The 1465-nt window shown below is 43.7% G+C and carries 3 protein-coding genes; 2 read left to right on the forward strand and 1 reads right to left on the reverse strand.

The features are described from left to right. Both A3763_RS24190 and A3763_RS24195 read left to right on the forward strand, forming a co-directional pair. A partial coding sequence (locus A3763_RS24190; RefSeq protein ID WP_156495305.1) for an MFS transporter occupies nucleotides 1-380 on the forward strand: 380 nt, incomplete at its 5' end. After that, nucleotides 373-972 (forward strand): hypothetical protein, encoded by a 600-nt coding sequence (locus A3763_RS24195; protein WP_068515177.1) that lies wholly within the window; start codon nucleotides 373-375, stop codon nucleotides 970-972. The genes A3763_RS24190 and A3763_RS24195, both read left to right, overlap by 8 nt. 69 nt (nucleotides 973-1041) lie before the next feature. Here A3763_RS24195 and A3763_RS29180 read toward each other — a convergent pair. Beyond that, the coding region (locus A3763_RS29180; RefSeq protein WP_197483092.1) for a PEP-CTERM sorting domain-containing protein at nucleotides 1042-1465 on the reverse strand (424 nt) is incomplete at its 5' end.

Raw genomic sequence — 1465 nt, forward strand, 5'->3', positions numbered from 1 at the left:
CAAAGTTTGGTGAATATCGCTTGATGCTGGCTGGTTTGGCAGCTTATACGGTGTGTTTGATGATAGCGCTTTCAGGTCAGAATGTGATGCATTATTGGCTTGGATTGGTGTTGCTAGGTATTGGTTGGAACTTTCTATTTGTCGCAGGTACGGTTTTGCTTCCTAAAGTGTACCAACCTGCCGAGAGGTATAAAGTACAGGGTTTTAATGACTTTTTTGTGTTTGTATTCCAGGCTGCGGCATCAATATCTAGTGGAGTAGTTATTTATAGTGTTGGCTGGAATAGCCTGCTTATCTACGCTATTCCGCTAATTTTGGTTCAGATGTTGGTGATCTTTATCTGGAGAATAGGTAAAAGTAAGGAGGGAGAGCTTGTCTAATTATCGCTTTAGTTTTCTTTTGCTTGGAGGTTTAAGTCTGGCTGGCTGCTCCAGCTTGCCGCCTGAACAACCTCAAAATATTTGTAAAATATTCGAAGAAAAGCCAGACTGGCATGATGCCGCGCTCGATGTACGGGAACGCTGGGGAGTCCCTGTTCACATTCCAATGGCCATAATGTATCAAGAGTCATCTTTTAAATACGATGCGGCACCGCCGATGGAGTACTTCCTTGGATTTATTCCTATCGGTCGAGCGAGCGATGCGTATGGTTATTCTCAGGCTAAGACTCCTGTTTGGGGAGAATATGTAGCTGACGCCGGGAGCACCTTTGCAGATCGCGATGATTTTGATGATGCGATTGATTTTGTCGGTTGGTATATGAATCGAAGTAGCAAGATAAACAAGGTTAGTAAATGGGATGCCTACGCACAATACCTAAATTATCACGAAGGGCATGGTGGTTATCGTAGAGCTAGTTATGAAAAAAAACCTTGGCTAAAAAAGGTAGCGAAGAAGGTTGAGGCTCGGGCTAAAAAATATAGTGAGCAATACTGGTCGTGTAAAGATGACTTAAATAGTGGGTGGTTTTAGACAAGATTGATAGGCATAAAAAAACCTCACAAATGCGAGGCTTTTTTATTATTACTTGCGAGTGCTAGATTAAGCTTGCTTACGACGAGCGAAACCTAGACCAGCCAAACCAAGACCTAGAAGAGCTAGAGTGCCTGGCTCTGCAACTGATACTTCGAATGACTGGTGGATGCCGTCACCGCGCGATTCTACGATTACGCCGTCAACATTTTTGTACTTCGTATATGGCTTGCTACCAACTAGAACGTTTGGTGTTGCATAGTTTTGGCCGATGAAGATGCCGAAGCCTTCAGTGCCTGGATCTGTTGTGTTGTCTTCCAGGTCAGCAAAAAGGCTTGAACCCAAGTTAAAGCGAGTAAGCTTTGTGTCTTTGTCAAGGTCAAAGGTAAACCCATCATAGCCATTGCTATTTGTTTTTGCAGTCCAGTTGATAGTATTGCCCCAGTTGCTTGTAGAGGTGTAGTCACTGCCGTCAAAGCTAATGGTTGTAGCT

Source organism: Oleiphilus sp. HI0128, from assembly GCF_001635365.1.